Origin of the sequence: Paenibacillus foliorum (assembly GCF_013141765.1) — a bacterium.
Classification (GTDB): domain Bacteria; phylum Bacillota; class Bacilli; order Paenibacillales; family NBRC-103111; genus Paenibacillus_S; species Paenibacillus_S foliorum.
The window spans coordinates 17017-41350 of sequence record NZ_WHOD01000022.1 but is presented as its reverse complement, the minus strand read 5'-3'; the positions used below and the strand labels follow the sequence as shown (position 1 = coordinate 41350).

Here is a 24334-nt window from a genome sequence, read left to right as displayed (position 1 = left end):
CTAGTCTACAGCTTTCATTATATGGGCAGTGGGTATGACAAAAAATCACGCAGCTTCTAGGTTTGGTTCGTTATTTATAGATGTTGTTCATATGGATGTTTTACAAACCGTAGTCCTCTCGATAAGAGCCGGGAGACATTCCGACCTGCTGCTTGAATACAAGCATGAAATGCTTGGGACTCTGATATCCTGATAGCCGGGCAACATCGTAAATTTTTAAATCGGTCTGCACAAGAAGATGCTTGGCTCTCTCCATCCGAACTTGCATAATAAAATCAGATAGATTAATAGTTGTTTCCAATTTGAATAGCTGGCTGAGATAGGCCGGGTTTAGATGGATGTAATCGGACAAGGACTGAAGACGTAAATCTCCTTCAGGATGGGCTTGAATATATTCTTTGATTTTGCGAATGAGCCGTTTTCCCTCGCCGTTCTTCATAATAGGTTCCTTTGTTGATGGTTCTGTGTGAGCTTCAGCTTTAACGGTTTGTCCATCATTTTCTTTAGACTCAAGCGTTTGATGAATGCGTTCCAGTGCGGAGACCAACGCCATACGATTAATCGGCTTTAGCAAATAATCGGAAACTCCGAAGCGCAGTGCCTTCTGTGCATACTCAAAGTCGCTGTAGCCGCTAATAATTAAGAGCGGCATATGAGCGTAACGCTCTCTGACTTTGGCGATCAGCGATAATCCGTCCATCTCCCGCATCCGTATGTCGGTAATGACAACATCCGGCATATCCGTTTGCAAATAGGCCAAAGCCTCTTTTCCATGCTCCGCTTCTTTAACAATCTCAAATTCACTGGATACCTTGGTGATTAAATGCTTGATGCCTGTCCGGATAATTTCCTCATCCTCAACCAGCAAAATTTTGTACATCTCCGCTCTTCCTTTCCGTAATAGGGATAGTGATTGTAACGGCGATTCCTTGGCCGGGGCTTCCGTCGAATTGAAGCTCATAAGAGGAGCCGAACATTAATACGAGCCGCTGATTAATATTGCGCAATGCAACACCTTGCTTACGCTCCCCATCTGGCAGGGGAGAGGTTAAAGACAATCTCAACCGTTCGATTTGGCTTTCGGTCATACCGATTCCGTCATCTCTAACGGTTAAGAGCAGATCATCGCCGAATCGAACAGCGGCTATCCAAATCGTGCCGCCCTGGGGCTTGTCTCCAACACCATGAAAGATCGAGTTTTCTACGAGCGGCTGCAATAACAGCTTGGGGACATAAGCACATGAGACATCAGGCTCGATATCAAAAATAAATCGCAGACGGTCACCATAACGAAGCTGCTGGATCTTCGCATAGGAGCCTACAGAAGCCAGCTCTTCCTCTAGCAGCACCAGCCTGTCGTTGTGATCGACTGTATATCGCATTAATTGTCCTAGTGTCGAGACCATATCGGATACTTCGTAATTCTCACGTTCCAGCGCCTTCATATTAATGGATTCGAGTGTATTGTATATAAAATGCGGGTTAATCTGGCTTTGCAGTGCCGCTAGCTCGGCTTCTTTTTCCCGTAGTCCTATCCAATATACTTCCTTAATTAAATGATTGATTTCCTCGGCCATCCGGTTAAAACCTCTGCTCAGCTGTCCGATTTCATCCTGCGACATGACCGGAACGCTTTGGTTAAACTGCCCCCGCTCGACGAGCTGCATTTTTTGTTTAAGACGAATTAATGGACTGCTTAAGTGATAAGAGAAAATAAAGGAGAGAATACCGGCAGCCACGACAAAAATAACAGCTATTAATATTGTGAAGTTACGCAGCTTTTTCGTTTCTGATAGCAAAGAGTCAACAGGGATGAAGTCAATTACTTTAAGTCCTGAATAATCGGAATAATCGACAATAGTAAGAAACCGTCGGCCATCGAGAACCAGATCACGGACTGCATTCTCATTGGGCTGTTGGGTACCGCGTAGAGCTTCAGCTAGGCGAGGCTCCAGATTTGAGCTGCTTTCCTCAAACAAAAGCTCATTTTGGCCGTTAACAACAAGCATGCTGCCCTTCTCCTCGAACTTTACATTGGATAGAATTTGCCGGAATACATCCAGCTTTAAGTCTATTTTAATCATACCAATAACGTCATTTTTATCAGGCTGGCGAATCATACGAGCTATGGAAAAAATTTGCTGCGAGCTCTCGTTATAATAATTAGGCTTATGCTGGGGGATGACGACCCAGGCTCCATCTGCAACCTGAACTCTTCTAAACCAGTCTTCCTGTCTGACATCGACGTAAAAATTCATGATGGAAGAATCAACATTAGTGAAAATGAATCCGTTATTAGCAATAATTTGAATTCCTTTTACTTCGGAACGGTTGTATGCAGAGCCTGAGATGTAAAGAAACATTTTTTCCATTTCGGCAAGGGTTGGGCGGGTCTGAACGAACTGTGATTGACTATATTTATCCAGTATGGTTAAGACTTGAGTATCGTATAGCGGCATAAGAGAAAGTCTCTGCATTTCCAACAATGCCCGGTCGAGATTACGGTTGATCTGTCCAACAATTTGGGTGGAATAGTCTGCTGACCTTCGTTCAACCGTAGATGAAAATTCGTAATAGGTGAGGATGCCCTGCAAGCTAAGGGGGATGACCAATATCATAATAAAAATGATTAACATTTTGGAGCGTAAACCCAGATGTGAATAGAAGGCAACGGCGGTACTCTTTTTGCGGTTCACGGTACACTCTCCTGTCCATTAACTATATAAGCCGCTACGTCAAAATACCTAAAAGTGGACGTTTTGTTTGCCTATCGTACCACTTTTTAAAAAAGTCTTAAAGCTGAAAAAATGTCTAAAGCAATATGTTGGCGCTTTCAAAAAAGTCCGATTGCCGGAAAACTCACACCAGATTAAGGTTGAGGTATAGCCATAGAAGGAAGGAGTTGACAGAATGATTAAAGCTTCACAGTCTGAGCCGCCGCTAGCATCCCAAGCCCGGGCAACCAAGTATTCAACATTAAGCACGCTGCTGGCAAGAATCAAGAAAGACAAATATTTGCTTCTATTATGCTTGCCGGGTTTGGTCTACTTTCTCATCTTTAAGTACCTTCCGATGTGGGGCGTGCTGCTGGCCTTCAAAAACTATCAGCCCTTCATCGGTTTTTTCGGGAGCGAGTGGGTTGGATTTGATAACTTTAGGCAATTTTTCCAGGATCCTGTTTTTTTTCGTTTAGTGAGAAATACATTGCTGCTGGGGCTTTATGATATGGTGTTCTTTTTTCCGGCCCCGATTATCCTGGCATTGCTGCTCAATGAAATTCGCAAGTCCTTCTATAAACGTCTTATTCAAAGTCTCATTTATGTGCCGCATTTTATTTCAATGGTAATTGTAGCAAGTATTTCTTATCTTCTGTTAACAACGGAAGGTGGCGCTGTCAACGAAATGGTTTATGGATTGACAGGGGAGAAAATGGAGTTTCTGACCAGTGAAGAATGGTTCCGGCCGCTTATTATTACGCAGAGCCTGTGGAAGGAGATGGGCTGGGGCACGATTATCTTCCTCGCAGCGTTGGCGGGAGTAGATCAAGAACAGTATGAGGCCGCTATCGTGGATGGAGCGAACCGGTTTCGCCAAGTATGGCATATTACATTGCCGGCAATTCGGGGGACGATTATTGTACTGCTAATACTTCGGATGGGCAATTTTCTGGATCGCGGGTTTGAGCAGGTTTTACTGATGAGCAATGCTCTCAACCGACCCGTGGCCGAGGTATTCGATACCTATGTCTATACATTGGGAATTACGCAGGGTGCATTCAGCTACAGCACGGCAGTAGGCTTATTCAAAGCCATTATCGGCATCATTCTTGTATTCACATCCAATTACTTAGCCAAGCGGGCGGGTCATTCGGGCATATTCTAAAATAGGAGGAATCCTCGTGCATCAAAGCTCATTGGGCGGGAAAATATTCGATACCGCGAATTATGTATTCCTTGCTGTTGTTGCTCTCGTTATGATTCTGCCCGTTATGTATATTGTGGCTGGGTCGTTTGCTTCGGAAATTGAGATCGGCAGCAGGTCATTCTTCCTAATACCCAATTCATTTACTTTAAATGCTTACCAATACGTGTTTAAGGATAACACATTGCCCCGCAGCTTATTGGTTTCTGTGTTTGTAACGGTAGCGGGTACGATTGTGAACCTCTTCTTCACCTTCACTATGGCCTATGGATTATCCCGCCGGAATATGGTTGGGCGAAATGTCATGATGAACCTCATTGTATTTTCCATGGTGTTCAGTGGAGGAATGATTCCCACTTATTTAATTGTCAAAAGCATGGGTTTGCTTAACTCCTATTGGGCAGTCATGCTGCCTACGGCAATTAACGCCTTTAATCTGATCGTTGTGAAGTCGTTTTTTCAAGAGATTCCTAACGAGCTTATCGAGTCCGGGCGAATAGACGGCTGCAATGATCTGGGTGTTTTGTGGAGGATTGTGCTTCCTTTGTCCAAGCCGGTTATCGCCACCTTCGCACTCTTTTATGCGGTGCTTCACTGGAATGATTTCTTTAATGCGCTGCTTTATTTAAGCGATTCTCGAATGTGGCCGATGCAGGTGCTGCTGCGACAAATGATTCTGCTGGCTTCAGGAGCACTGGATATGTCGACCATGGACCTGACTTATGTCAAGCCGCCGGATCAATCGATCAAAATGGCTGTCGTTGTAGTTGGCACGCTGCCGATCCTGCTGGTGTATCCGTTTATTCAGAAGCATTTTGCCAAAGGGGTGCTGCTGGGTGCGGTAAAAGGATAGTGTGTGCGTAGAGCTACTTTTGAAAGCGCTAATTGCAAAACTTTAAAGCGAATGCTTACGTGCAAGTTGTTCTTACGAAAGCTCAGTCCATACTTACGATGCAAGTTTTCTTGCGAAAACTCTAAGGAGGAAATCATTATGAAACGGGTTCAAAAACAGAGACGGCTTTATATTTCCGCAACCAGCGCAATTATTGCAGTAAGCGTTATTGCTGGCTGCAGCGGCACAAGTACTAATACAGGTACAAGTACAACAGGTACAGGCAATACGGGTGCAGCTACCCAAAGTCCGGGTACGAAACCGGCTGAAACCAAGACGAAGGATGCGCCATTCAAGATTAGTGTAATGTTGAAAAGCTTCTCCAATGACAACGCCTCGGCGGACAGCAAAGTATGGAAGCAAGTCGAAGAATATACCAATACGAAGCTGGATCTTCAATTTACGCCTGACGCGAGCTATCTGGATAAAATGAATATTACGCTGGCTTCCGGTTCGATGCCTTCGGCTATTTTTGTAGTCAACGTGAAGCTTCCTGCTGTTGCCAATGCTATTAAAGGCGGTGCATTCTGGGAAATTGGGCCTTACCTGAAGGATTATCCGAATCTTAGCAAGGCGAATCAGACTATTCTGAACAATACATCGGTTAACGGTAAGTACTACGGACTGTACACAACTCGCCCGATCGGCCGCATGGGGATTTCGTACCGTAAGGATTGGCTGGATAACCTCGGAATGAAGGAGCCGAAGACGATCGATGAATTTTACAATATGCTAAAGGCTTTTACTAACAATGATCCGGATAAGAATGGCAAGAATGATACGTACGGGATGGTAGTGACCAAATATCCGGGGCCGTGGGACATTATGCAGACGTGGTTCGGGGCGCCGAATAAATGGGGGGTCAAGGATGGCAAGCTCGTTCCCGCTCATCTGACTCCAGAGTATTTAGAAGCGTTGAAGTTTTATAAAAAGCTGTATGATGAGAAGCTGGTGAATCAGGATTTTGCCGTGTATGATTCAGCCAAATGGAATGATCCGATTGTTAATGGCAAGGCGGGAGTTGCAGTTGACGTAGCAGACCGTTCCTATCAAATCGATGAGAAATTAAAAACCGTCGATCCCAAAGGAACGATGGATTTGATCGGGGCTGTAAGCGGGCCTTCAGGACTTCATAATCAACCGACAACCGGCTATGCAGGTGTGTTCCTGATTTCCAAATCCACAGTAAAAACAGAGGCTGAGCTTAGAAAGGTACTGGAGTTTTTCGACAAAACGAATGATAAAGTAATGCAGGCTTTGCTTGGTTATGGGATAGAGGGAACTCATTATAAAATGGACAACGGTAAACTCGTCACGATTCTGACCATCAACGATAACATGGGACCTGATATAAACAACAAAAATATGAATCAGCTTTCGCTGCAAATTCCATACATTATTCCTGAGCTGTTCAAGCCGTCCACTCCGCTGCGCATTAAAGCCAATGAAGTGATGAAGGAAAATGAGAAGATTATTATTGCCAATCCGGCAGAACCGTTTACTTCCAACACCTTTACGCAAAAAGGCGCACAATTGGATCAAATCGTGGAAGATGCGAGAGTTAAATTTATCGTAGGCAAAACAGATGAAGCCGGATTCAAAGCAGACATGGATTTGTGGAAAAAGAGCGGCGGCGACGATTACACGAAGGAAATGAACGAAGCTTATTCGGGTGTGAAAAAGTAGAAGGAAGGTGTAAAGATGGCAGTGGCAAGCAGCGGTAAGGGAACGGTTTGGGCTTCTGAGCGGCGAAGTTTTCAAGACCGACTCACAGGGGTGACTGTAACTCAATTGACCGATTATTGCTCGCATAGCTTTCATATTTATTTTACGAATAATGGATTTTATGGAGATGACAATGGGAAGCTGCTATTCGGTTCAGACCGGGGGAATGTCACCAATCTCTATAGTATGGATTTGCAGGATGGGGTTATGACACAATTAACCGATCTGGAGCGAGGGCATGGATCAAGGATTCAAGGGACCTTTCTTCACCCTAAGGGCTATGAAGCGTACTATTATTATGATCGTGCCATTGTAGCTATTGATCTGCAGACATTGAAGGAGCGTATTCTATATACGGTTCCGAGCGGCTATAATTTCGGCTCGATGAGCTGTACCGCAGACGGACAATGGGTGTGCTTCGGTCTTAATGAGGATTATTCAAGCCGTCTTCACATGGATATGTCGAACGGGTACACAGGCTTTGAGCAATATTTTAGCGCTAAGCCGCATTGCATGATCATGGCGGTTTCTACAACGGAAGGCACAATAAAGCAGCTTCATGAGGATCAGCTCTGGCTCGGTCATGTCAATACATCTCCGACACAGCCGCATTTGCTTACCTTTTGCCATGAAGGTCCCTGGGAGCAGATCGATCATCGGATATGGGTACTGGATATGGAAACCGGCAGTCATTGGAAGGTTAGAGACACGCTGAAAAATGAATATGTGGGCCATGAATATTGGATGGCAGACGGTATTCATATTGGTTACCATGGCTTTACCAATTCTTTATCGGATCATACCGGTAAAATCATTGGAGCTGTCCGTTACGATGATAGCTACCTTGAGGAGTACAGCTTCCCGTTTCAGAATATGCATGTCCATTCGAATGATTTAAAGCTAGTGGTCGGTGACGGCCAGCAGTCAGGGGCTTATCATGGCCAGCAGCTTCAGGATACGCTGCAGCTGTGGCGTAATGATGGCACGGGTTTCCAGGGTCCTCGCGTATTATGCAAACATCGAGGCAGCTTTCATACACAAACCTTGCATGTACATCCAAGGCTAAGCCCTGATCGCAAGCATGTTCTCTTCACGAGCGATATGTCGGGCTATGGTAATCTTTATATGGTTGATGTTCCAGAGTTTGAATCGCTTCCTGAGATTCCAGTTGATGGAGCATAGAATCAGTCGCATATGCAGCCGCCAGTGATTATTTCACTGGCGGCTTGCTGCTGCTTACAGCCTTCCAGTTAAACCTTTTGTGATTTATTTGACAGGAAGGATAAAGGTATGTAAACTATTAATTGTAAATATTACGTTTAAACGATGGACTGCAAACAGAAGCCGAGCTGAGAAGATCGGCTTTATCAATGGACATTAATAGTAATTATTACACATTGGGGAGTGCTGCTGCAATGAACGAACAAAAAATTCCGGTTGCTGTTTTGAGCGGATATCTAGGGGCAGGGAAAACAACGGTATTAAATCACATTTTAAGTAATCGCAATGGATTGAGAGTGGCGGTAATCGTAAATGATTTAAGTGAGGTTAATGTGGATGCGGAGTTAATCAAAGACGGCGGCGGGCTTTCACGTACGGAGGAAGCTTTGGTTGAAATGTCCAATGGCTGCATTTGCTGTACGCTGAGGGAAGATCTGCTGCGTGAAGTAGAGAAGCTTGCTAAACAAAATCGATTTGATTATATACTCATAGAATCAACCGGTGTCGGTGAGCCTGTTCCGGTTGCACAAACCTTTACTTATCTGGATGAAGAGCATGGCATTGATTTGTCGCAGTTTTGCCGTCTGGATAGCATGATTACCGTTGTTGATGCTTATCGGTTCTGGAGTGATTTCTCCTCAGGAGAAACATTGCTGGAGCGTAAACAAGCTGCCAGTGAAGAGGATACACGTGAAGTAGTGGATTTATTAATCGATCAGATTGAGTTCTGCGATGTGCTGATTCTTAATAAATGCGATAGGATCAGCGGGGATGAATTGAATGAATTGGAAGGTGTTCTTCGTACCCTTCAGCCACGGGCTAAGCTGATTCGCGCCTCACATGGCAAAGTAGATCCTTCTGAAATTCTACATACGGGATTGTTCGATTTCGATGAAGCCAGTGCTTCTGCAGGTTGGATTAGAGAAATGGAGAAGTCGGTCCATATTCCAGAAACGGAGGAGTATGGGATTGCATCGTTCGTCTATGAGCGGGCCAAACCCTTTCATTCCGGCAGACTTATGGAATGGATGGTTAATTGGCCGGAGGAGATTGTACGTTCGAAGGGCACCGTTTGGCTGGCGACGCGCAATGATATGGGGCAGAGCTTAAGCCAGGCCGGACCTTCGATCCGATTTGGCCCATCGGGCTATTGGGTAGCCGCGCTACCTGAACAGGAAAGGCAAGAAATACTTCAGGATGAAAGTGAAGTATTCGAGCATTGGGACCCGGAGCATGGTGATCGTATCAACAAAATTGTGTTCATTGGAATCGATATGGATCGCGCCCAAATTGTTTCATCACTGGATGATTGCTTGCTGACTGAACTGGAGATGAGGATGGACTGGAGCAGCTTTCCGGATGAATTCCCTGCTGTGGAGACTCGGCAGCAGGAAGAAGTTGTTCATTAATGTAAAAGAGGCCAATAAACGGCCGTATACTCAAAAAAGCAGACAGCCAGGGATTTATTCCTTGGCTGTCTGTTTGGTTTGAGTTCAAAGCCGCTGAATCGACCGGACACAGCGTCTTTTTACCCGTAAGCTGACCACATATAAAATCTTCACATTCATTTTACAGAGCGATAACAAAGCGGTGATAAGATGATTTTATATTAGTCCAATGATTTTACTAAATAAATCGAGGTGAATGTATGAGTGCTGCCAAGCTTAGGGAACATGCCGCAGGTTATGTATTGCTGCTTCCCGCCCTGCTAATTTTGTTTATCTTTGTTGTCATTCCTATCTTTTACAGTGCAGGGTTAAGTCTGCTTTCTTGGGATATGATGCGTCCGGCGCCGACTTTTATCGGTTTGGACAATTATGTAAACCTGTTTCAGAACGATAGTTTCTACAACACCTTGTTTCGGACTCTGCTCTACGCTGTCATGACCGTGCCTGCTTCGATGATTCTGGCTCTAGGATTTGCTCTGTTATTGGACAAAGGACTGCGCTGGGTGCTGACGGTTTACCGTTCACTCTTTTTCGCACCGATTGTCACTTCGACAGTCGCCATCTCCGTTGTATGGATGTTCATCTACCATCCCGATTACGGTTTGGCCAATGAACTGATGAAGTGGCTGGGCTTTGAACCGTTGCGTTGGCTGAATGACTCGGACACAGCGCTGATCTCGCTAGCTATCATGGCAATCTGGAAGCACATTGGATTTTGCGTCATCATTTATTTGGCTGGACTACAAGGAATTCCTAGCGATGTGGAAGAGGCGGCCAAGGTTGACGGTGCGGGACTTGTGAGGATCCTATTTAGTATTAAGCTTCCGTTGCTGACTCCTACGATATTTTTTCTGCTCATTTATTTGACCATCGAACAGCTGCAAACCTTTACCCAGATTGATGTTATGACCAAGGGAGGGCCTGCGGGAAGCACGGAGCTCATTGTTATGCACCTTTGGAATTATGCCTTTGAGCGGTTCCAGATGGGCTATGCCTCAGCGATTGCTATGGTTCTGCTTGGCATCATTCTCTTGCTTACTTGGATCCAGATGCGGTTTGTCGGAAGCAAAGTGCATTATCAATAACAAAGGAGGCTGCGACTCGTGAGCGTATCAACAGAAGAGATTAGAAACATGTCGGCTCCGCGAAAATGGAAGGCCGAGGTCAAAACATCAGTGAAAATGCCCAAGTATGCGGTAGTCCTGCTGAAGCATATCCTGCTGATTGGCGCTTCTCTGGTGATGGGGTTTCCGTTTCTATGGATGATCCTCGGTTCACTTAAACTGCCGGATGAAATATTCTCCGGGGATATTCTAGGACTGCCCAGCTTATTGCGCTGGGACAATTATGTGCAGGCTTGGCATAGAGCACCATTTGATCGTTTTTTTATCAACAGCTTGATCGTCTCCGTCAGTACCGTGATCGGGCAGCTTATCACCTGCAGTATGGCGGCCTATGCATTTGCCTGCGTACAGTTTAAAGGCAAAAATGCGTTGTTTCTGGCATTTATAGCAACAACCATGATTCCTTTTGAATCAACGATGATTCCATCGTATTTGGTTGTCAAATCATTCGGCTTGATCGACACGCATTTGGCTATGATTTTACCCGGCTTGACCAGTGTGTTCGGGATTTTCCTGATGCGGCAGTTTTTCTTGACCATTCCCAGAGATTTGCTGGATGCGGCTAAAATCGACGGCTGTTCGCATTTCTCCATTCTGCTGCGTATTGTGGCGCCTTTGTCTCAAACGATATCGGGCACGCTAAGTCTATTCGCTTTTATTCATGCATGGAACAACTATTTGTGGCCGCTTCTCGTGACCAACAGCACCAGCATGCGCACGGTTCAAATCGGCTTGCGGTACATGATAGATAAAGAGCTCGGAACGCAATGGCCACAGCTGCTTGCAGCTTCTACCTTTATTATTTTACCGATTCTCGTGCTGTTCTTGTTTCTTCAAAAATATTTTGTTCGCGGCATGGTCACCAGCGGGCTTAAGTAACCCGGCTGACATACAAACTTTAGGAGGATGAGGAAACATGAAAAAATCATTGGCAGTTCTAGTAGCAGCATCATTGGCGGTTGTATCTGGGTGCGGAGGAGGTACAGGGAATGGAAGTCAGGAAACTGCAGGGACGGTACAAAAGGGAGATGTGAAAGCTTCGTCCGCAGGACCGATTACGTTGAAGCTGTGGACTACCGAAAAGGATGCTTTGAAAAGCTATCTGGATGCTTTTCATGCGGCTAATGCTAATATTAAGGTAGAAGCGGAATTTATGGGCGATTATGATGAGATGGCCAAGAAGGTTCAGGCAGGCATAGTATCGAACAGCTTGCCGCATCTCGTACAGCTGGGTCAGCGCCACGCAATTCCACAAATTGCAGACAGCGGCAAGCTGCTGCCGATTGAAAGCTTCATGACCAAGGAAGAGATCGCAGATATTTTGCCGGGATTCTGGCAGCGTTATACGTACAAGGATAAAAAGTGGGTCATTCCATTCCAAAGCAGCACACCGATTATGTATTATAATAAAACAATGCTGGATAAGCAGGGCTTGAAGGTGCCGGACACTTGGGACGAGCTGATTGAGACTGGCAAAAAGGTGAGTGGCAACGGTGTGTGGGGCTTAAACTTGAATAGCGACAGTCCTTGGTATTTCCAGCCTATGGTTTGGAACCGCGGAGGCCAGATGATCAAACCGGATGGCACTCCTAATGTGAACGGTAAGGAAGCGGTTGAGACTCTGAAGTCGATTCAAGACGCAGTACATGTTTCCCATATTATGCCTCAAAATCAAATCAAAACCTCCGGCGAAGATTTCGCGGCAGGCAAGCTTGCCATGCTGATGAGGTCTGGAGCAAGTTTAGCCGCATTGAAAAAGCAGATAGGAGATAAATTCGAGATCGGTGTTGCTTTTTTACCTAAAGTCAAAGAGCGTTGGGTACCGATCGGCGGCAACGGCTTGGGCATTTTTAAATCAGACAAAGCACACGAAGAAGCGGCATGGAAGTTGGTTTCCTTCTTGACGAGTGCTGAGATAACAGCGAAAAATTCAATGGAAACCGGGTATATCCCGGTTAAGAAAGCAGCATTTGAACTGCCGGATTTCAAGCAGCATCTGACCAAGGATCCCAATTTCAAGGTGGCTATTGATCAAACTCAATATCTTCGGGGAGAAGGAATTCATCCGGCCGATGCGTTAATTTGGTCCGGTGTTATCAAAGCGATTGAGACGGTTCATAACGATCCAAAGTCAGATCCGCAAAAGGTCATGGATAAGCTGCAGACGGAAATAATCGAATACATGAAAACATATAAATAACAATCACAACAGCTCAGAGCGGCATCGGCGGGAGCGATTCACGCCGGTGTCGTTGTGGTCAGAAGGAGAATTGTTCGTGGGTATAATTATGAATTTAGCACATCGAGGAGCATCGGAATATGCGCCTGAAAATACACTTGCGGCTTTTTACAAAGGATTGGAGATGGGCGCTAATGGCTTGGAAACCGATCTGAGAATGTCCAAGGATGGGGTAATATTCTTGCATCATGATGACCTGCTGAACCGAACGACTGACGGTACGGGCAAACCTTCCGGGCTTACATGGAAGGAACTGCAGGAGCTCGATGCGGGAGGATGGTTTTCACCTGCGTATAGGGGGGAACGGCTTGTCAGCCTGGATTCGTTCCTTCATATTTTTGGGCGTAAACCAATCCATCTTGTTTTGGAGCTTAAAGAGCCGGGATTGGAGAAAGTAGTTATTCATTCTCTAAACGAACAGGGGCTATTAGGGAAGGTGACGATTACCTCATTTCATTACGATATTTTGCGTGCAGTCCGGCGCTATCATGGAGCAGTCCGTATAGGCTATTTGGTACAGCAATGGGATGAGGAAAAGTTGGAACGTTTGAGGGAACTGCAGGCTCAGCAGCTTTGTCCCAGAGCTGAGACGGTGTCAGAAGAGGACGTTCGGGCCATTAAGCAGCACGGGTTCGAGGTTCGGGCTTGGAAAGTAAGCAGCGAAGCTCTTATGAAGCATTGCTTGCGCTGCGGCGTTGATGGAATGACGGTCAATTTCCCCGATAAACTGTCCGATGCTCTACAGGATATGGTATAATAATCGGCAAATTGTGGGCGTAACCGGAGGTTAGACAGTGACAGTGCGTATCAAATCAGACAGCAACAGCCATCAACGGATGAAGCAGGAGAACCGAATTCAGGTTCTGACGCTGCTTCATCAAGAACCGCTCCTCTCGAGAGTTGAATTGGCTGAAAGGACGGGCTTAACCAAGCAAACGGTGACCAATATTATTCAGGAGCTGCTGACTCAAGATCTGGTCATGGAAGCTTCGACTCGTGAGGCCGATAGCGCTGGACGCAGGCCGATTCTGCTGCGGCTGCGGGGAGAGACGCTGCTCTCAGCTGGCATTCAAGTCACCCGCAGCCATATCCGCGGGTTGATATTGAATCATGAAGCGCTTGTCCTTTACGAAGCTCAAATATCTTTGGATTCCTCGCTTATGGATAGGGAAGATTGTGGAGCTTATGTAGTTTCCAGTATTCGTGGTATGATCCATCGGTTGCTTAACGAGCTGCCTGGTGAGGCCCACTTTTTGGGTCTAGGCATCGGGCTGCAGGGCATTATCGACGGGAGCGGGGGTGTAGTGAAGTTTTCCCGTTATTTAAAGCTGTTTGAGTATCCTCTGGAAGAAATATTCCGCTCGGAATTTCCGTTTCCCATTTGTGTCGATAACCTGGTACGGGCTTTTGCCGCGGGGGAGGTCTGGTTCCACAATCGGAGAGAGCTGAAGCATGTATTATGTGTTTATCTGGATCAGGCTGTGGGCGGAGCTATTCTGGTTGATGGCAAACTGTATACCGGCAGCGACTGGCAGGCGGCCAAGTTCGGTCACACCAAGGTTGTAAGAGGAGGCAAGCTATGCCGCTGCGGCAAGAAGGGCTGTCTGGAGGCGCACATATCAATACCAGTTATTCTATCGCAGCTAGGACACCGATATTCAACGATGGATGAACTGGTGCTCCATATGGAGCAGGAAGAACAGCAGCTGATGGATGAAGCTGGCCGCCATTTGGGCTATGCATTAGGAAATGCTATCAATTTGCTTAATCCAGAGTGCGTTATTGTCGGAGGGGAACTAACGAAAGCGAGTCCATGGTTCGAGCGGGCTATGCGGGAAGAAATGGCGGAAACTGTCAGTATACCGAATGACCAGACGCCTGTCTTCATTACGCATTACGATCAAAATAACGGCAGCATCGGCGCTGCTGCACTTGTCTTCAACCGCTGGCTTAGAGAGCCTGTGCAAGTGAATGCAGCGGAAGTTAAGGCATGGGCAAAGACGCATCAATGAAAAACGAAGGCTTCGAGACTTTTTGAGAACAGCAGGACGTTGACAAAAAGGATGGAAGCCTGTAAGATGCTAATAAATCGTAAAATTTACTTATAACAAGGAGGTGAAAAGCATGAGAGTTATTGTTACATTAGCTTGCACAGAAACCGGAGATCGTAATTACACAACAACGAAAAATAAGAGGAATCAAACGGGACGAATGGAGCTGTACAAATATTGCCCTCGCCTGAAACGGCATACGCTGCACCGGGAAACAAGATGATTTAAGCAGGTTTTTGTTATGCCTAAGACAGCAAGGAGCCTCGTAACTGGATTGGCATAGCCGAGCAGCAACTGCAACAGTTTGAGCAAGTGATATAGAACAGCAAGAACCTCCTCAGTTATGTGGAGGTTCTTGCTGTATCATTCTTTCCAAAATATGTTTGGCGGCGACAGATAGAGGGGTGCCTTTTAGAGTAACAATACCTACTTTTCTTGGTGGAACCGGGGTTTTCAGTTGAATTTCGAACAGGCTGCCTTCAGCGAGCTCATTCGAGACAAAGTCTTTGATGACATAGGCTATTCCAAATCCGCTGCGAGCAAAGTCGACCAGCAGATCAATGCTGCCAAGCTCAATCTCCGGCTTGATCGTGAAGCCCTGAGATTCAGCGAAGGTGTCGATGTAAGTGCGGATACTGCTGCCTTTTTCTAGCAGGATGATGGGTTGCTGGAGTAAGGTTTCTAACGAAATGGGGGATTCCGACAAATGTTTATGCTTTAATCCGGCAACGAAGCAATCCTCAATCTGTATGCTTTCTTGAACCTGAACTTTATTATCGGCTTGGACCAATGGCAAATTAATGATCCCCAGATCGATTTTTCCTTCTTTTAGAAGGGCAACCGTTTCAGCCGTTGTCCGGTTCGTTACTTGAATTTTGATGCTTGGGTATGCTTCATGAAATTTTTGAAGATGAGGCAAAAGATAGTGCCTGCACAGCGTATCGCCAGCTCCGATTTTGATTTCTCCCTCGATCAGCTGATGCATTTCGGCAATTTTCCGTTCCCCATTACTAATAAAATGATAAGCTTGCTCAATATATTTGAACAGCACCTCGCCTTCGGTAGTCAAGGTGACTCCTTTGGAAGTACGAATGAATAGCTGCCCACCCAGTTTGGCTTCCAGTTGTTTAATGGAATGCGTTACAGCAGGCTGTGTGATGAATAGCTCTTCGGCTGCCCTGGATAAGCTCCCTGCTTTTGCTGTGAAATAAAAAACGCGATACCATTCCATATTATGAATCATAGGCTGCCCCTTTATAATATTAGCTGTGTTTATATCATATATAAATAATATTCATTATTTTTATATGATTATTTCTATTATACTTATCCCTGTAAGCCATTACAAACGAAAAGAGGGATAAGATATGACAGTTACAGCCATAGTGGGGGCGAACTGGGGCGATGAAGGGAAAGGTAAAGTAACGGATGTGCTTGCGGCTAAAGCGCGTTATGTCGTCAGGTATCAAGGAGGCAGCAATGCGGGGCACACGATTATTAACCACTTCGGTAAATTCGCTTTGCATTTGCTTCCATCGGGTGTTTTTTATCCGCAAACGGTTAATGTCATTGGTCCTGGTGTTGCTTTGAATATAGATAATCTGTTAGGGGAAATCGATCATCTGCTGGCAAGAGGTGTGCCGGAGCCTAATCTTCGCGTTTCTGACCGGGCGCAGATTGTGCTTCCGTATCATATAGCGTTTGACTCCTTGGAGGAGGAGCGGTTGGGGGATCGGAAGTTTGGTTCTACGAAACAGGGAATAGCGCCTTTTTATGCGGATAAGTATGTAAAGCGTGGTATTCAGGTGGCTGATTTGTATAACGAAGAGAGACTTAGAGCACAGATCGAGGCCTCACTGGAGTCAAAAAATGTGTTGCTGGAGCATTTATATAAGAAGCCGCCTATTGATGCAGAAGAAATCATCGCGGGTCTGTTGAAGCATGCCGAGCGTTTGAAGCCGTATGTGTGTGACACGACCACCCTTTTGCACCGTGCATTGGAACAAGGTGAGCAAATATTAGTTGAAGGTCAGTTAGGTGCGCTTCGGGATCCGGATCATGGCATCTATCCTTACTCCACCTCATCGTCAACATTAGCCGGATTTGCTTCTGTCGGCGCAGGCGTTCCACCTCATTCAATCAAGCAGGTCGTAACGGTTGTTAAGGCCTATTCAAGCTGTGTGGGGGAAGGTCCGTTTGTAAGTGAAATTAGCGGTAATCAAGCCGATGAGCTTCGTACACGCGGCGGCGATGCAGGAGAATTTGGAGCAACAACCGGTCGGCCTCGGCGGATGGGATGGTTTGATGCGGTAGCGTCAAGGTACGGCTGCATGCTTCAAGGAACTACGGAAATTGCTTTGACCAATCTGGATGTACTTGGCTACTTGGATGAAATCCCGGTATGTACAGCCTACCGTATTGCCGGAGAGATCACAGAGCGGTTTCCTGTTACTGCCGAGCTCTATAATTCGGAACCAGTCTTGGAAAACCTGCCTGGCTGGAAAATGGACATTTCCAATGTAAGGAAATTCAGCGATTTACCCGTGAATGCCCAGAACTATGTGCTGCATATTGAGAAATGGTTAGGGAAGCCTGTACGCTGGGTATCTATTGGTCCGAAACGTGAGCAGATGATTGAGCGCTAAGCTCTGCGTATAGCCTGTAAAATAAAAGAAAAAGCCATTCCGTTATAAGAGTGTATGTTCATCTAACACTCCTCTAGCGGGATGGCTTTTAATGATTATGGATTGACTGGAATTGTCATTTCAAGCTCTTTTGTATAATCGGGGAGAGGCAGCTCCCTGGTCACTAAAGTCAGCTTTTGTTCCGGGCGAAACGCAGGGAATTCGCGGACAAACCTATATTGAATCGGATCAATGACCTCGGTATGTTTATCGAGCAGAAGATGTTTTTTACCGGCTTCATCCTCAATCCATAATTGAGTTCCTTGAAGATGAGGTTGAACGCCCTCAGCTCTGTAATGAACGAATGTTTTATTGTTTAGTAATTCGATCTTAGTAACCAGCAAATGTCCGATACCACCCTGGGGCAGCACAATCGGATGCTCCTCATCCGGTGATCGGTCTAGAAGGACGCGGTTTTCCTTAAGCGGAGAGGAAGCCTGCTGATCATCGACCGGACGAACGGTAACGTATCTGGGAATGCCGGCTGCCGGACCGAATCTCTGCTTAAAATCCATAACGGTATAGTCGCCTTCCGTATGGCCTCCGCCGCTGCCGCCAAAGCGTTCCAGAACGATTCCTTTATCGTCGATCATATCGTAATTAATGAATTTCTCCGATTTAGCAGGCTGCTTGATCCTAACATCCAGCTCGGTAGAACTGGGTGTAAAAATAATTTTTTTGACGGTCAGGGTAATATCTCCGTGCGTTTTCGTAATCATCGGCATGATGGCTTTGTTATGGCTTGTCATTTTTTTAACCGGAAATTGAAATGCCCATTTTCCTTCTGTATTGCCTATTCGGAATACGGTCATGGTAAGGTCAAAATTGCCGGGCAGCTCATCCTCAGGAGAAACGTTAATAACTCCTGCATAGGTGTGTTCATCGATACGATTGCCTGATCCGCTGCTAGGATAATGAAACGGCTTCCCGTTGATTTCAAATGCTACATTGTTCAGCTCTTGTATGCCATCGGGCGATTCCTGCACATAACCGATGGTAAGTCGGGAATCGTCATACATCACTTCAGATACTTTAATTGTGATTCCTTGATCCGTAACGGTTTGGTTTACTTCTGTGACCAGACCTTTTTCATCAGCGATTTTCAATCCGAAATCACCGGCCATTCTGAAAACCGATTCAATGCCGGGAACTTGCCTGAGGGCCGCTGCCATCTCAGGTGACAGGAAGGCCGAACTAATGACGATCCCGACCATCACTACTGCGGCTGCTGATCCAACGGACAGCACATGGCGCAGCCGTTTGCTGCCTTGGCCTTTATCCGGCAAAGTGGATAGCGTTAGATCAATCCGCTTTCGAACCGCTTCGGGGAGCTCCATTGGGTGTCCATCCATTATTTTTTGCAGCTCCGCCTCCAAATTAACAGGATTCATAACTAATTCTCCTTTCATCAGGTCCTTGCAAATATTCGGCCAAGATGGTTCTGGCGCGGTGGAGTCTGGACTTGATCGTCCCTTCCGGCGTCTCCAGCAGCTGGGAGATTTGCTTGAGCGGTATATCCTCGAAATAATGCAGCGTGACCACTAGCTTAAGGGTTTCCTCTAACCGATTGACCGCTTCTTTTAAATCGATATTTTCATAGGTATCCTGGGTAGAAGCCTCGCTCAGAACAGCCTCAGACGAGGGTAAGAGCCGGTTCTCCTTCCGTAATATTTGGTTGCATTCGTTGATGAGGATGCGAAATAGCCACGTCTTGAAAAAGGACGGTTCACGTAAAGTATGAATAGCGTGATAAGCCTTTAATATCGTTTCCTGGATAGCGTCTGAACAATCCTCCTCTCTTTTTACAATGGACCGCGCCACTCGGTAAAGATTTAATTCCATGGCATGGATGAGTCGAATAAATGCTTCCTTGTCTCCTTTTCGTGCGAGCTTGATATCATATTCCAATTCCTTCACATGTAACCTCCTGAGAGTTTTTCGTAGAAAGGCTGTCGTTGGAAAACTTGCTACTTAAGTATTTGTTTACCTTTCGTTCTATGAATTAGATGGAGTACGAGTCCATTAGGTTCGTGAAGCTGCAATAAAAATTCAGTACAAGCATTTTAACATGCATGGCTGCTACAGGGTCACGATAAAATATGTTTACACCTTACTCACCATTTTGTTGTACAGTAGATAAAGTTATTTAGGGGAGGTCTGTGCTTTGAAAAGTATTTACATCATCGATGATGAACCCATGATTTGTGTTGGATTGAGCCAGATGGTGAAGGAATATAATCAGTTTGGTTCCATTCAAACCTTTACAGACAGTATTAAGGCTTTAGAAAGCATCATTTCGAATCCACCGGAAATCGTTCTAACGGATATAAGCATGCCCCGTATGGACGGATTGGAATTATGCCGAAACATTTATGAGCGCAAGCTTCCATCCAAAATGATCATCCTTTCAGGCTACAACCAATTTAATTATGCGCAAAAGTGCATTTCCTATGGAGTAAGAGAGTATTTGTTAAAACCGGTAACCGAATTGGAGCTGTATCCGGCTCTGGATAAGGTACTTAGCGAAGGTAGAACAAGCACCTTTTCCTTATCCTGGTTTGAGCATTGGCTTGAGAGCATGGAAGAAAGCATTTGGACTGCGGATAACAACCGGCTGGATGCACTGCTTCAGCAGATTCTCACAGAGCTGTTCAAGGATGAGTCAGACCTTGGTTTTCAGCAGCAAATTGTGAAGGATGGTTTAATGATGCTTAGCAAAAAGCTTAACATGCGTGGCGCCTATCAATTTCAACTAGAGCTGATTAGGGAAGAGCCGCATAAGAACGGGGCAGCTCCTTTCTACATGCTGGACAAGCAAATCAAAGAATGGAGCCAACAGCTGTCTGCTTACCGTGGCGGCAACCAAATTAATGTGCTGGAGGCGTCCTTGGCTTATATTGAGGAGCATTTGAGCGAGGATTTGACGCTTGAGGCTGTTGCTGAGCAGATGGGCTTGACGCCAACCTACTTCAGCCATTATTTCAAAAAAATGACTAACGAAACCTTCGTTCAATACCGCCTCCGTAAGCGGGTGGAGCTGGCTAAGAAGCTGTTGGCCGTCCCGCATAGCAAGATTATCGATATTATGACGGAGGTTGGGTATGACAGCTACCCTCATTTCTCGCGTACCTTTAAGAAAATAACGGGATATTCGCCCACCGAATATAGAACATTCCTGGGGATAAAATAATGAAAAACAGCCTGGCTACCCGCGTGTACTTATACTTTGTCACCATTATTGTTCTTACCGTTGCTACAATCGGAGTAACGGGCTATTGGAGATCGAGCAACGAGCTGGAAAATCAATACCAGAACCTGCTTACGCAAATCGTAGATAACGTGGTACATCAAACCGATTTATATTTAAAAAACTATGAACGAGCAACGGTCTCGATTCTAACGTCTCCTTTAGTCAAGGATGCGCTTGATTCCAATGCGAATACGGTTACAGACTTCTACACATCCTCTAATATCATTAATAAGCAAGTATTCAAACCCGTGCTTATTAATAATCCGCAGATTACGATGGTCTATTTGGCTGGCTATAACGGCTTTATGGCATATGATTTTAATACACATATTGGTAATTTTAACTATAGGTCGTTTGAGGAGTATGTTGATCAGCTTAAGGAGGACACTCGTGAGGATGGCGGATTAACGATTCAGGATTCCGGTTTCTTCGATGGGCATCTTACGTTGGCACGCCGAATATCCGACCGTCAAACCTCCAGAGCATTTAATGGCGTTATGGGCTTTGAATTGCGTATCGGAGAGCTGACAACTTTATGGAAAGGCATTCAGCTTGGAGAATCGGGTTATTTCTTTATTGTTAATGACAGGGGGAAAATTTTGTATCATCCCGATCCAAAGCGTATTGGCAAGCAGCTGGATGGGAGACAATTTGAAACTGTACAGCAAAATAAGAACCTTGTATTTGAGCTTCCCGATGAAGAGGAGAGAATTTTCTTCAGCAGAAGGTCCGATTATTCAGGCTGGACCCTTGTAGCAAGCATGTCGGTGAGCGAGCAGCGTAAACCAATTTCCAATTTGAGGCAAACGACGATCTACGTAGGGCTGGGCACTTTATTAATAGCTTCTTTACTTGCAGTGCGCTTCGGGCGTTCTATTATTCGTCCTGTTCGCTTGCTGGAGGATGGAATGAGGCAGACGGAAAAAGGGCTTTGGACTAAAGTTCCGTTGACGGGCAGCAGGGATGAGATGGATCGGCTTATTATTAGCTACAACACGATGGTAGGCCGCTTGGAAGAAATGGTAGACACGGTATACGAAACCGAGCTTCGCAATCAAGAAAATTTATTGAAGCGGCAGCTTGCGGAGTTCCAGTCGTTACAGCTGCAAATTAATCCGCATTTTTTATATAACACTCTTGAAATTATTATTTGCTATGCCGTCGTTCAGAAATCAAGCGAAATCAAAGATATTGTCCGTTCTTTATCCTATATGTTTCGTTACTCGATCCGTACCGATTTGGAGGAAATTACGGTAGCTAACGAGCTTAAGCATGTATTGAATTTCATGAACATTATGGGCTACCGAATTCAGCGGAAGTTCGAGATCGATGTTCGTATCCCGCCGGAGCTGCTGCTGCATGATATGGTTCGATTGACGCTTCAGCCGCTTGTTGAGAATGCGTTTAAGCATGCTTTTCCTAATGGATTAGAGGATCATCACACTATAGTTATAGATGGGTGGATAGAAGACAGTGATTTCTACGTAACGGTCGAAGATAACGGCTGCGGCATAGACGAGAGTAAGCTGGAGCAAATTCGCCATCGATTGAACGAAAGTCAAACCAGCATCAAGCCGTCTGAAGATGAACCTATGACAGGTGGCAGTATAGGTCTTGGTAACGTCCACAGCCGCATTCAAATGGTGTTCGGGGAACAATATGGGCTGTCCATTTATAGTAAAAATGGAGAGGGAAGCTGCATCACCATAAGAATGCCGTCGAAAAAAAGCAAAAAAAGTCATGCCGAAGTAATTTAACGCAATGTACAAATCGCATAAAAGCTATATTCTAAACAAACGGAAGGCATGCCGCCATCAACTCATAGTATTGTTTACGTTTACGAAGACAGTTTTGCTAAAGCAAAACTTTAAGGAGGAGCAACCCATTGGAAGTATCCGCAGGAAAATCCAAAATACTGGGCACCACAGCAGCAAAGACCGGACTCATCGCCCGATTTGGGAAGAATATAACGGAAAGATGGCAGTTGTACCTCCTCATCCTGCTGCCGCTTATTTATTTAATCGTTTTCAAATATGTTCCGATGTACGGTGCTTTGATTGCTTTCAAAAATTATGTGCCAACCAAAGGCGTTTGGGGCAGCGAATGGGTAGGCTTCAAGTACTTTATCCGCTTTTTTAACTCCTACGAATTTGTTCGAATTATGAAAAATACGTTAGTCGTCAGCTTTTATAGTCTTATCGCGGGCTTCCCGTTTCCGATCGTGCTGGCACTCTGCTTAAACTATGTGAAGTCTCGTTTTCTTCAAAAGTCCGTGCAGATGATCACCTACGCGCCGCACTTTATTTCGGTAGTAGTTATGATAGGTATTGTATTGCAATTTCTTGACCCGCGAATCGGTCTGATTAATATGATTGTTCAATCATTAGGCTTCGGTCCTATTAACTTTATGGGGGAACCCGGTTGGTTTTCACATATTTTTGTCTGGTCAGGTATTTGGCAAAATGTCGGATTCTCCTGCATCATCTACTTGGCTGCGTTAGCGGCTATCGATCCTTCGCTGCATGAAGCTGCAGTAATGGACGGAGCGAGCAAAGTACGGCGGATGTGGCATGTTGATTTGCCGGGGATTATGCCGGTTGCTGTTATCATGCTCATTATGAATACCGGTCACGTACTTGATATTGGCTTTGAGAAAATATTGCTGATGCAAAATCCTCTCAACACGAGCGCATCCGAGGTTATTGATACCTATGTGTACAAAGTAGGCTTGGCTTCCACAGCCATTAATTATTCGTATTCCACGGCTATTGGATTGTTTAAATCGGTTATCAATTTGATCCTTCTGATCCTTGTCAACCGCGCCGCCAAAAAATTGGGACAAACCAGTCTATGGTAGAAAGGGAGTGCACATATGACAGGGAAAATTAAAGAAGCTTATGACGACCGACTGTTTAATTATGCGAACCATATTATCTTATGCCTCTTTGCATTAAGTGTATTATACCCGGTAGTTTATGTTATCAGCGCTTCCTTCAGCTCGGCTTCTGCCGTCATCTCAGGCCGTGTCTGGTTGTTTCCGGTGGACCCTACCTTGGAGGGATATGAGGCGGTATTCAAGCACAGATTGATCATATCCAGTTTTTTGAACTCTGTGTTTTATATGGTTGTAGGTACGGGAATTAATGTTATTTTGACCTTAATGGCTGCGTATCCGTTAGCTAGAAAAGATTTTATGCCCCGCAATACAGTCATGGCGCTGTTCGTATTCACGATGATGTTTTCCGGTGGACTAATCCCATCTTATCTAATTGTAAAAGAGTTAGGTATGATCGATTCACGATGGTCCTTAATTATTCCGGCCGCGATTGCTGTGTGGAATATGATTATTGCGAGAACCTATTTTCAAACGACTATTCCGGATGAATTATTAGAAGCTGCACAAATGGATGGTTGTAGCGACATGACCTTTCTACGCAAAATCGTTCTTCCATTATCGGGGCCAATTATTGCTGTAATCGCTTTATTCTATGCGGTAGGCCATTGGAATCAATACTTCAACGCGCTATTGTATTTGAAACGTCAGGAATTGTATCCCTTGCAGTTAGTGCTTAGAGATATTTTGATTCAAAATGAAGTCGACTCCTCGATGATTACGGATGTTGCAGACCAAGCTGCCCGCCAAGGTCTTCGTGAATTGTTGAAATATTCATTAATCGTAGTTTCAACGGTTCCGGTTCTAATTATATATCCGTTTATTCAGAAGCATTTTGTTAAAGGCATGATGGTGGGGTCATTAAAAGGATAAAAAGGGGGAAATA

Annotated in this window: 21 protein-coding genes; 16 read left to right on the top strand and 5 right to left on the bottom strand. The window is 45.3% G+C overall.

Annotated features, from left to right (window positions below):
- Positions 1–100: 100 nt before the first annotated feature.
- Together GC093_RS05950 and GC093_RS05945 are read right to left on the bottom strand one after the other, a co-directional pair.
- A complete protein-coding gene (locus GC093_RS05950) occupies positions 101–880 on the bottom strand; it encodes a response regulator transcription factor (protein WP_171650953.1) in 780 nt (259 codons plus the stop codon).
- Positions 858–2696: a cache domain-containing sensor histidine kinase gene (locus tag GC093_RS05945; protein WP_312886464.1), complete on the bottom strand. Its 1839-nt coding sequence runs from the start codon at positions 2694–2696 to the stop codon at positions 858–860. Before GC093_RS05945 ends, GC093_RS05950 begins: the two co-directional genes overlap by 23 nt.
- 217 nt (positions 2697–2913) lie before the next feature.
- Here GC093_RS05945 and GC093_RS05940 point away from each other — a divergent pair, with 217 nt between their 5' ends.
- From GC093_RS05940 to rpmG, 11 genes are all read left to right on the top strand, one after another.
- Positions 2914–3882 (top strand): ABC transporter permease, encoded by a 969-nt coding sequence (locus GC093_RS05940; protein WP_376768633.1) that lies wholly within the window; start codon positions 2914–2916, stop codon positions 3880–3882.
- 16 nt (positions 3883–3898) lie between these two features.
- Positions 3899–4774: a carbohydrate ABC transporter permease gene (locus GC093_RS05935; protein WP_312886463.1), complete on the top strand. Its 876-nt coding sequence runs from the start codon at positions 3899–3901 to the stop codon at positions 4772–4774.
- 138 nt (positions 4775–4912) lie between these two features.
- Entirely contained in the window at positions 4913–6499 is a 1587-nt protein-coding gene (locus GC093_RS05930; RefSeq protein ID WP_171650951.1) for an extracellular solute-binding protein, read from the top strand.
- 15 nt (positions 6500–6514) lie between these two features.
- Positions 6515–7720, top strand: coding sequence for an oligogalacturonate lyase family protein (locus GC093_RS05925; RefSeq protein ID WP_171650950.1), 1206 nt, complete (start codon positions 6515–6517; stop codon positions 7718–7720).
- A 233-nt stretch (positions 7721–7953) separates the two neighbouring features.
- Entirely contained in the window at positions 7954–9168 is a 1215-nt protein-coding gene (locus GC093_RS05920; RefSeq protein WP_171650949.1) for a GTP-binding protein, read from the top strand.
- A gap of 239 nt (positions 9169–9407) precedes the next feature.
- Positions 9408–10292, top strand: coding sequence for a carbohydrate ABC transporter permease (locus tag GC093_RS05915; RefSeq protein ID WP_171650948.1), 885 nt, complete (start codon positions 9408–9410; stop codon positions 10290–10292).
- Between the two features lie 18 nt (positions 10293–10310).
- A complete protein-coding gene (locus GC093_RS36580; RefSeq protein WP_171650947.1) occupies positions 10311–11210 on the top strand; it encodes a carbohydrate ABC transporter permease in 900 nt (299 codons plus the stop codon).
- Between the two features lie 37 nt (positions 11211–11247).
- Positions 11248–12531 (top strand): ABC transporter substrate-binding protein, encoded by a 1284-nt coding sequence (locus GC093_RS05905; protein WP_171650946.1) that lies wholly within the window; start codon positions 11248–11250, stop codon positions 12529–12531.
- Between the two features lie 76 nt (positions 12532–12607).
- Complete coding sequence (locus tag GC093_RS05900) at positions 12608–13327, top strand: glycerophosphodiester phosphodiesterase (protein WP_171650945.1); 720 nt, start codon at positions 12608–12610, stop codon at positions 13325–13327.
- Positions 13328–13364: 37 nt separating this feature from the next.
- A complete protein-coding gene (locus GC093_RS05895) occupies positions 13365–14582 on the top strand; it encodes an ROK family transcriptional regulator (protein ID WP_171650944.1) in 1218 nt (405 codons plus the stop codon).
- 112 nt (positions 14583–14694) lie between these two features.
- Positions 14695–14844, top strand: a complete 150-nt coding sequence (gene rpmG, locus GC093_RS05890; RefSeq protein WP_171650943.1) for a 50S ribosomal protein L33 — start codon at positions 14695–14697, stop codon at positions 14842–14844.
- Positions 14845–14958: 114 nt separating this feature from the next.
- Here the strand turns inward: rpmG and GC093_RS05885 are convergent, their stop codons facing one another.
- Positions 14959–15864 (bottom strand): LysR family transcriptional regulator, encoded by a 906-nt coding sequence (locus GC093_RS05885; RefSeq protein WP_171650942.1) that lies wholly within the window; start codon positions 15862–15864, stop codon positions 14959–14961.
- A 124-nt stretch (positions 15865–15988) separates the two neighbouring features.
- Here GC093_RS05885 and GC093_RS05880 point away from each other — a divergent pair, with 124 nt between their 5' ends.
- The gene (locus GC093_RS05880) at positions 15989–17266 is read left to right on the top strand and encodes an adenylosuccinate synthase (RefSeq protein WP_171650941.1); all 1278 of its coding nucleotides are present in this window, start codon (positions 15989–15991) and stop codon (positions 17264–17266) included.
- Positions 17267–17361: 95 nt separating this feature from the next.
- On the opposite strand, the gene GC093_RS05875 is transcribed toward GC093_RS05880, so the two are convergent.
- Both GC093_RS05875 and GC093_RS05870 read right to left on the bottom strand, forming a co-directional pair.
- Positions 17362–18696, bottom strand: a complete 1335-nt coding sequence (locus tag GC093_RS05875) for a DUF4179 domain-containing protein (protein WP_171650940.1) — start codon at positions 18694–18696, stop codon at positions 17362–17364.
- The gene (locus GC093_RS05870) at positions 18683–19222 is read right to left on the bottom strand and encodes a sigma-70 family RNA polymerase sigma factor (RefSeq protein WP_171650939.1); all 540 of its coding nucleotides are present in this window, start codon (positions 19220–19222) and stop codon (positions 18683–18685) included. The genes GC093_RS05875 and GC093_RS05870 overlap by 14 nt, the downstream gene beginning before the upstream one ends.
- Positions 19223–19469: 247 nt before the next feature.
- Between GC093_RS05870 and GC093_RS05865 the strand changes: the two genes are divergently transcribed.
- The 4 genes from GC093_RS05865 to GC093_RS05850 all read left to right on the top strand — a co-directional run bounded on the left by GC093_RS05865 (position 19470) and on the right by GC093_RS05850 (position 24321).
- Positions 19470–20495 (top strand): response regulator transcription factor, encoded by a 1026-nt coding sequence (locus GC093_RS05865; RefSeq protein ID WP_171650938.1) that lies wholly within the window; start codon positions 19470–19472, stop codon positions 20493–20495.
- A complete protein-coding gene (locus GC093_RS05860; RefSeq protein ID WP_171650937.1) occupies positions 20495–22312 on the top strand; it encodes a cache domain-containing sensor histidine kinase in 1818 nt (605 codons plus the stop codon). The genes GC093_RS05865 and GC093_RS05860 overlap by 1 nt, the downstream gene beginning before the upstream one ends.
- A 128-nt stretch (positions 22313–22440) precedes the next feature.
- Positions 22441–23412, top strand: coding sequence for an ABC transporter permease (locus GC093_RS05855; RefSeq protein WP_246313635.1), 972 nt, complete (start codon positions 22441–22443; stop codon positions 23410–23412).
- Positions 23413–23427: 15 nt separating this feature from the next.
- Positions 23428–24321, top strand: coding sequence for a carbohydrate ABC transporter permease (locus tag GC093_RS05850; protein WP_171650936.1), 894 nt, complete (start codon positions 23428–23430; stop codon positions 24319–24321).
- The last annotated feature ends 13 nt before the right edge of the window (positions 24322–24334 follow it).